Annotated in this window: 6 protein-coding genes; 3 read left to right on the top strand and 3 right to left on the bottom strand. The window is 65.5% G+C overall.

Annotated features, from left to right (window positions below):
• Positions 1-56: 56 nt before the first annotated feature.
• From ACESY8_RS09095 to ACESY8_RS09085, 3 genes are read right to left on the bottom strand one after another with little or no spacing between them, the layout of a single operon-like run.
• A complete protein-coding gene (locus ACESY8_RS09095) occupies positions 57-1,808 on the bottom strand; it encodes an NADH-dependent [FeFe] hydrogenase, group A6 (RefSeq protein WP_054339284.1) in 1,752 nt (583 codons plus the stop codon).
• Entirely contained in the window at positions 1,805-3,070 is a 1,266-nt protein-coding gene (locus ACESY8_RS09090) for a complex I 51 kDa subunit family protein (protein ID WP_007490311.1), read from the bottom strand. The genes ACESY8_RS09095 and ACESY8_RS09090 overlap by 4 nt, the downstream gene beginning before the upstream one ends.
• Before the next feature lie 12 nt (positions 3,071-3,082).
• On the bottom strand, positions 3,083-3,583 hold the full coding sequence (locus ACESY8_RS09085; protein ID WP_007490312.1) for an NADH-quinone oxidoreductase subunit NuoE family protein: 501 nt from the start codon (positions 3,581-3,583) through the stop codon (positions 3,083-3,085).
• Positions 3,584-3,810: 227 nt separating this feature from the next.
• On the opposite strand from ACESY8_RS09085, the gene ACESY8_RS09080 reads away from it, so the two are divergent.
• The 3 genes from ACESY8_RS09080 to ACESY8_RS09070 are packed head-to-tail and all read left to right on the top strand — an operon-like array spanning position 3,811 to position 7,540.
• Entirely contained in the window at positions 3,811-5,331 is a 1,521-nt protein-coding gene (locus ACESY8_RS09080; RefSeq protein ID WP_054339283.1) for a spore germination protein, read from the top strand.
• Positions 5,328-6,422, top strand: a complete 1,095-nt coding sequence (locus ACESY8_RS09075; RefSeq protein WP_204682415.1) for a Ger(x)C family spore germination protein — start codon at positions 5,328-5,330, stop codon at positions 6,420-6,422. Before ACESY8_RS09080 ends, ACESY8_RS09075 begins: the two co-directional genes overlap by 4 nt.
• A gap of 32 nt (positions 6,423-6,454) precedes the next feature.
• A complete protein-coding gene (locus tag ACESY8_RS09070; RefSeq protein ID WP_131972074.1) occupies positions 6,455-7,540 on the top strand; it encodes a GerAB/ArcD/ProY family transporter in 1,086 nt (361 codons plus the stop codon).
• Positions 7,541-7,783 lie beyond the last annotated feature (243 nt).

Below are 7,783 nucleotides of genomic sequence, written 5' to 3'. Positions count from 1 at the left end.
CCCCCCCCCCCCCCCCCCCCCCCCCCCCCCCCCCCCCCCCCCCCCCCCTTCTGCGCTTAATTCAGGTGGGAAAAATCGTGCCGCTTTTTGCGGGCATGGTAGTGGGTGTGGAGCAGCTCGTGGGAGCGCTGGGACAGGGGCGCGCCGAAGAACTCCTCGTAGATGGTCTTGATCTCCGGGTTCTCATGGCTTTTGCGCAGGGGCAGGCTCCGGTCGATCTCATACAAGGCCTGGATACGGGCGTCCCGGACGGCGTTGTTGGTGCCGATGGGCTGTCCGCCGCCGCCGATACAGCCGCCGGGGCAGGCCATGATCTCGATGAAGATATAGTCGGCCTCGCCGCGCTCTACCCGGCGGATAAGCTCCTCGGCGTTCTTCAGACCGTTGGCCACGGCCACCTTCAGGGGGGTGCCGTCGAGGTCAATGGTGGCCTCCTTGATGGCGTTGATGTCGCCCCGTACGGCGTCAAACTCCAGCCGGGGCAGGGTCTTGCCGGTGTAGAGCTCGTAGGCGGTGCGCAGGGCGGCCTCCATAACGCCGCCGGTAGCGCCGAAGATGGCGCCGGCGCCGGAGCCGGTGCCCAGGGGGGAGTCAAACTCACTCTCGGGCAGCACGGACAGGTCCAGGCCCACATAGCGTATGAGCTTGGCCAGCTCCCGGGTGGTCAGGACGTAGTCCACGTCCTGATAGCCGTCCCGGCCCAGCTCGGGGCGGCTGGCCTCGTACTTCTTGGCGGTGCAGGGCATGACGGACACGCTTACCACGTCGTGGGGATCCCAGCCCATCTTCTGGGCATAGTAGGTCTTGGCCACCGCGCCGAACATGGCCTGGGGGCTCTTGGCGGTGGAGAGGTGGTCGATGAGCTCGGGGTGGTGCTTCTCCAGGTAGGTGACCCAGCCGGGGGAGCAGGAGGTGATCATGGGCAGCTTCCCGCCCTCCCGGATGCGCTTGAGCAGCTCGCTGCCCTCCTCCATGATGGTGAGATCGGCGGAAAAGTTGGTGTCGAACACCTTGTCAAAGCCAAGCATCCGCAGGGCAGTGACCATCTTGCCGGTGACGACGGCGCCGGCCTCCATGCCGAACTCGTCCCCCAGGCCCACCCGGACGGAGGGGGCCACCTGGACAATGACGTGCTTGGAGGAGTCCTGGATGGCGGCGGTAACCTCGTTGGTGTAGTCGGTCTCCACGATGGCCCCCACGGGGCACACCAGGGAGCACTGGCCGCACAGCACGCAGTCGGTCTGGTCCATGGGCAGGTCAAAGGCGGTGGTGACCTTGAAGCCGGCGGAGCGGCCGGAGTAGGTCAGGGCGGCGCAGCCCTGGACCTCGGCGCACACCTTCACGCAGCGGCCGCACTTGACGCACTTGGCGGGGTCGCGGACGATGGAGGGGTTGTCGATGCGCAGCGGCTCGTCGGAGGAGATGTCGGGCAGCTCCGGGTGGAGCCGGTTAAAGCGGCGGCAGAGCGCCTGGAGCTCGCAGGAGCCGTTGCGGGCGCAGGAAAGGCAGTTGGTCTTGTGGTCGGAGAGGATGAGGTCCAGCACGCCGGTCTGGGCATCGTACACCTTCTTGGAGTCGGTGATGACCTCCATGCCCTCCCACACCACGGTGGAGCAGGCCGCCGTCAGCTTGCGGGAGCCCACCACCTCCACCATGCACATCCGGCAGTGGGCCTTGATGGTCTGGTCCGGGTGGTAGCACAGGTGGGGAATATCGATGTTGAGCATCTTGGCCGCCTCAATGATGCGGGTGCCCGCAGGCACCTCCAGCGGCTGCTTGTTGATTGTGATATGTACCATCTCGCTCATCGGACGGCGACCTCCTCTTTTACGGCAAAGACTTCCGGGAAGCGCTTCATACAGCTCAGCAGGGCGGACTGGGCCGTCTCACCCAGGCCGCACAGGGACGCGCTGGACATAATGTCGGCAAATTTCTTGAGGGTGGCGATGTCCTGGGCGGTGTGGGTACCCTCGGCCACCTTGTCCAGCAGCAGGGAGATGTGGCGGTTGCCCTCCCGGCAGGGGGTACACTGGCCGCAGCTCTCGTGGGAGAAGAACTCCTGGGTCATGCGCAGAAAGCCGATGACGCTGGTGCGTTCATCCACCACCAGCACCGCGCCGGAGCCGATGGCGGTGAGATCCGCCTGACGCATGCCCTTGTAGGTGTAGGGGGTGTCCAGTTGGGCGGGGGAGCAGATGCGGCCCGACGCGCCGCCAAGCTGCACCAAGCGCAGGGGGTAGTCCTCGTTCTCCATGCCGCCGGCCAGATCATAGACGATCTCCCGGATGGTGATGCCGAAGGGCACCTCGAACACGCCGGGGCGCTTGACGTTGCCGCACACCGAGATCATCTTGGTGCCCGGGCAGTCCGGCGTGCCCTGGCTCTTATAGTAGCCCTCGTCGTCCAGCAGCAGGGGGGCCACCAGGGAGAGGGACTCCACGTTGTTGACGCAGGTGGGCAGGTGGAACACGCCGCACTGCTTGATAAACGGGGGCTTCATCCGGGGCCGGCCGGCGTGGCCGCCGATGGACTCGGCCAGGGCGGAGCCCTCGCCGCAGACATAGGCCCCCGCGCCGGAGTAGAGGTGGATGCGGTAGTTCAGCCCGGAGCCCAGGATGTCCTCCCCCAGGTAGCCCGCCGCTTCGCACTGGGCGATGGCGGAGAGCAGCCGGGGCCGCAGGTGGGAGTACTCCTCCCGCAGGTAGATGTATCCGTTGTCCGCCCCCACGGCCCAGCCGGCGATGATCATGCCCTCCAGCAGTTGGAAGGGGTCGTGGGTGAGCAGCTCCCGGTCCTTGAAGGTGCCCGGCTCGCCCTCGTCAGCGTTGCACACTACGCACTTGTGGGCGCCGGGTACCTCCCGGGCCTGCCGCCACTTTTTACCCATGTCGTAGGCCGCGCCGCCCCGGCCCTGGACGCCATTGGCGGCCAGCACGTCGGCAATGTCGCAGCCCTCCATGGTCAGGGCCTTGCGCAGCGCCCGGAAGCCGCCGATGGATTCATAGCCCTTCAGGCTGTCCGGGTCGTACTTCCCGAAATTCCGGGTGATGAAACAAACCGTCTTGCTCATGTCCGTTCCCCCTTAGTTGAGCTGCTGGAGCATATCCAGGATACGCTCCTCGCTGTCCAGATGGCCGTATACCACGCCGTTGACCCGCACGGCGGGGGACACGTCGCAGGCCCCGAAGCAGGGGACCTGCTCGATGGAAAAGCGGCCGTCATAGGTCACCTGGCCCACCTCCAGATTTAAAAGGCGCTTGAGCCGCTCCAGCAGGGTGTCGCTGTCCTTCACCCGGCAGGGGGCGGAGGAGCACACCTCCAGGGTAAACTTGGCTCTGGGCTTGTCGTGAAGGGCGGTATAGAAGGAGATGACATCGTAGACCTGGGTGGGCTTCACCCCCAGGCGCTCCGCCACATAGTAGGCGGCGGCCTCCGGGATGTAGTGCCGCTCCACCGCGGCCTCCACGTCCAGCAGGATGCCCACCAGCTGGGTGGGATCTTCGCCATGGGCGGCGAGAATGCCGTCGATTTTGTCCGCCAGCTCCTGGTCCAGGGTGTCGGCAGTCTGGGTAAAGGGCTTCATAAGGGGCTCCTCCTTATCACATAAAATGAACCCTGTCCTGCGGAGGACATGGGATAATTACCAAAAGGAAAGTAGATAGTTCATCTATTAAACTTTATAGTTTTTATAAAGTATATCAACATCCCTGGAAAATTGCAACTGGTTCGTTTAAATTTGTATAACCGGGCGAAAACGGGCCATCCTAAAAAAGTTCGATTCAGCAAAATAGACAACAGGAGGTGTGCGCCATGGGCTTTTTTGGTCGGAAGCGTGCCCCCAGCGTACCCCATCCCCGGAAGGAGCCCCGCTTTGACGGGCCGCTGACCTTGAAACGGCTGGAGCAGATCTTCCAGGACTGCGTGGACTTCACCAAGCGTCCGGTGTCCCTGGGGGAGGGCGGCGCGTGTACGCTCACCCTGTGCTACCTCAGCGGCATGGTGAAGATGGAGCGGGTCAGCGACTACGTGCTCCGGCCGCTGGCCCAGGACGAGGCGCTGGCCCGCTGCGGGACTCCCCGGCAGGCCATGGAGGAGATGATGGGGGGAGCGCTGTATAATCTCTCTGCGGCCGAGCGTACCACACTGGACGAGGCCGCCTTTGACCTGGTGGCGGGATGGTGCCTGCTGTTCTTTCCCGGGGAATCTGCGGTGCTGTCCCTCTTTGTGGGCACCGAGGAAAAGCGCTCCATCAGCTCTCCCAGCAACGAGACGGTGCTCAAGGGCTCCCGGGACGCCTTTGTGGAGAGCCTGCGCACCAATACCAGCATCGTCCGCCGCCACCTGAAGGCCCCTGAGCTGCGTATCCGTGAGCAGGTGGTGGGCCGCCAGTCGGTCACGTCGGTGGACATCCTCTATATAGAGGGGCTCACCAATCCCCACCTGGTGGAGCAGGTGGCCGCCCAACTGGCGGACATTGACATCGACGCGGTGCTGGCCACGGGCAATATTGAGGAGTATATCGTCCCCGCCGCCCGCACCGCCTTCCCGCTGGTGCAATATACCGAGCGGTCCGACCGCTTCTGCGCCGGGCTGGCCGAGGGGCGGGTGGGCATCCTCATCGACGGCCTGCCACTGGGCTACCTGGCCCCCGGCGTGCTGGGGGATTTCCTCCAGGCGCCCCAGGACAAGAGCGAGAGCTGGCTGCTGGCCTCCGCCCTCACCCTGCTGCGCTACCTGTGCATGCTGGGCACCCTGCTTCTGCCCGCCCTCTATGTGGCCATGGTCACCTTCCACCAGGAGATGATTCCCACCCGCCTGGCCCTGTCCATCATTGCCGCCAAGCAGGACGTGCCCTTCCGCTCCGTCTTTGAGGTCATCGTCCTGCTGCTGGCCTTTGAGATTCTCCAGGAGGCGGGGCTCCGCCTGCCCCAGTCCATCGGGCAGACCGTGTCTATCATCGGCGGCCTGGTGGTGGGCAGCGCGGCGGTGGAGGCCAAGATCATCTCCCCCGCGGTGCTCATCGTGGTGGCCATCGCAGGTATCGCCGGGTACACCATGCCCTCTCAGGAGGTGGCGGGCGCCCTGCGCATCTGGCGGTTCCTGCTGGCCCTGCTGGCCAGCGCGGCGGGCCTGTTCGGCGTGGTGGCCGGCCTGTCGGCGCTGGTGATCCATCTGGCGGGCATTGAGAGCTTCGGCGTGTCCTACCTGACCCCCTTTGCCTCGAATGCCGGGGAGCAGGTGGAGGGGCACGCGGTGTTCCGCCAGCCCCTGCCGCGGGTGAAGCAGCGCCCGGCGGCCCTGAAAACCCGAAACCGGAGGAATCAGAAATGAGACGCATAACAGCCCTGCTGCTGGCCGGCCTGGCCGCCCTGACCCTCACCGGCTGCCGCCGTGGGCCCGGCCTGTTGCCCTATGCCCGGGAAATCGAGGACATGGAGCTGATGCAGACCCTGGGTGTGGACGCGGCCGGGGAGGGTCAGGTAGAGGTGACCGCCTCCAGCGGCTCGGGCGATCCGGCGGAGGGGGCGGCCACCGTGGTGTCCGGCCAGGCCGGCACCATCAGCGCCGCCGTGCTGGGGATGCAGGGGGAGGGCTCCTCCTACCTCTACTTCGGCCACGTGGGCCAGCTCCTGCTGGGAGAGGAGCTGGCCAGGCAGGGGGTGGAGCCCGCCCTGGACTATATTCTCCGGGATGTGGAGACCCGGCTGGACACCGCCCTCTATCTGGTGCGGGGCGGCACAGCAGGCAAGGCGATCACAGCAGCGGGGGAGGACGGCTCCGCCGCTGACCGGCTGGAGGCGCTGGCGGAGGACGCGGGTCTGCTGGCCGGTTCCATGCCCCGCACCGTAAAGGACGCCCTCTCGGATCTCTATGCCCAGGGGGCCACCTTCCTCCCGGCGGTAGAGGCGGACGAGGCTCTCACCGCCGCCGGGTATGGCATATTAAAAGGGGACCGCCTGGCCGGCTGGGCCGAGGGGGACGCCGCCCTGGGGGTCAACCTGGTACTGGGCCAGGTGGACGCCGATGTGGTGGAGCTGCCCCTGGATGGAGGCGGGGTGGCGGCCCTGCGTGTGGTGGGGGCCAGGACCTCCGTCCGCCCGGTGATGGACGGGGGCGCCCTTACCGGCCTGTCTCTCACCTGTACGCTGGACGCCAATATGGCGGAGGGGAATTTGGACCTCCGAACGGAGGAGGTACACGCCTCCCTCGAGGCGGCCCTGGCCCAGGTGGAGGAGGCGCGCATCCGGTCCGCGCTGGAACTGGCACAGGAGCTGGACGCGGACTATTTGGGGCTGCTCCGGCGGGCGGCCCTGGCCCGGCCCTGGCACAAGGAGGCGCTGGAAGGGGCCTCTCTGGGCGCGCTGGAGCTGGAGCTGCACGTGACGGCCAAGCTTCAGCGCAGCTATGACGCCGCCCGGTGAGGGCGGCAGCTCAAAGGAAAGGCGGTATACCCATGCCTGACGACCGAATCTCCCTGCGCCAGCTCCTGGCGCTCCTCTTCGCTGCCCTCCTGGCTCCGGCCATCGGCGTGCTGCCCTCCCAGACCGCCGCCCTGGCCGGAGAGGCGGGGTGGCTGTCCGCCCTGGCTGCCCTGCCGGTACTGCTGGGGCTGTGCTGGGTGCTCTTTGCCCTCCTGCACCCGGCAGGGGAGGGGGCGGGGCTGGCCCAGGTCACCGAGACCGTCCTGGGCAGGGGGTTGGGCAAGGGGGTGCTTCTTCTTTATTTATTGTGGGGTCTGCTTTTGCTCAGCGCCAACGCTAGGCTTTTCGCCCTCCGTTTCCTGTCCACCAGTTACCGGAACGCCCCCCTGGGTCTGTTTTTGCTGACCCTGCTGGGGCTCACCCTCTGGCTGGTGCGCAAGCCGGTGCGGGTGCTGGCACGGACCGGAGAGGTGTTCTACCTGGCCCTGGCCATCGGCCTGGGCTTCTCCCTCCTCCTGGGCGTACTCCAGGTGGAGCCCCGGCACATCCTTCCCCTGTGGACGGAGGATCTTCCGGGGGTGCTCTCCGCCGCCGTTCCGGTGCTGGGCCTGTTCGGTTATGTGGTCTTTGCCGCCTTCCTGGGGGGAAATGTCACCCGGGGAGAGGGAGACCGCCGCCGTGCGATATGGTGGGCAGCCGCCTTCTGTCTGGTGCTTACCGCCCTTCAGCTTGTCTGCCTGGGCAACTTCGGGCCCGGGCTGACCGCCCGCATGGACACACCCTTTTTTATGATGGTAAAGGGGATCGGCATTGAGGGCACCTTCCAACGGGTGGAGTCGGTCATCATCGCCCTCTGGGTGTTCTCTGATCTAGCCCTGCTCAACCTGCTGGCGGGCTCCTGCTCCGTCCTGGCCCAGTCCGTATTCTCTTTAAAGGAGCGCAAGCACGCCGTACCTCCTCTGCTCCTGCTGGCCCTGGCGGGGGCCTGGTTCCTCTTTCCCGACGCCTTTTCCCTGGAGCGGTGGATGGAGGGCCCGGCCAGGATTGGCAGCCTGCTCTTCGGCTTCGGCATTCCTGTTTTGCTCCTGCTGGTAAAAAAGCTGCGCAGGCAGGTATAAGGGTGGCAGATCTTGTGCATGCTATGGATTAGAATACCAGTGATCCGGTCCGGTTTGACAGCCGAGAAAAAAACCTGAAAAAAAGAGAAAAAGGTGTTGACAAAGAGGAGGAAAGCTGGTATTCTAACTGAGCGCCTCACGGAGGGCATGAAAAAACAGGAAAGCGGACGGAAGAGACCGGGCGGAAGCCGGACGGACTTTCGGAAGCGGGCTGAAAAAAGTGCTTGACAAATGAGTGAGGGC

It is taken from the genome of Clostridium sp. ATCC BAA-442, assembly GCF_964239415.1.
Lineage (GTDB): Bacteria > Bacillota > Clostridia > Oscillospirales > Oscillospiraceae > Flavonifractor > Flavonifractor plautii.
This window is presented reverse-complemented; position numbering and strand designations above follow the sequence as displayed.

Excerpts from the sequence above, each read along its gene's own strand:
- ACESY8_RS09095 (WP_054339284.1), bottom strand. The coding sequence starts at position 1,808 with ATGAGCGAGATGGTACATATCACAATCAACAAGCAGCCGCTGGAGGTG.
- ACESY8_RS09090 (WP_007490311.1), bottom strand. The coding sequence starts at position 3,070 with ATGAGCAAGACGGTTTGTTTCATCACCCGGAATTTCGGGAAGTACGAC.
- ACESY8_RS09085 (WP_007490312.1), bottom strand. The coding sequence starts at position 3,583 with ATGAAGCCCTTTACCCAGACTGCCGACACCCTGGACCAGGAGCTGGCG.
- ACESY8_RS09080 (WP_054339283.1), top strand. The coding sequence starts at position 3,811 with ATGGGCTTTTTTGGTCGGAAGCGTGCCCCCAGCGTACCCCATCCCCGG.
- ACESY8_RS09075 (WP_204682415.1), top strand. The coding sequence starts at position 5,328 with ATGAGACGCATAACAGCCCTGCTGCTGGCCGGCCTGGCCGCCCTGACC.
- ACESY8_RS09070 (WP_131972074.1), top strand. The coding sequence starts at position 6,455 with ATGCCTGACGACCGAATCTCCCTGCGCCAGCTCCTGGCGCTCCTCTTC.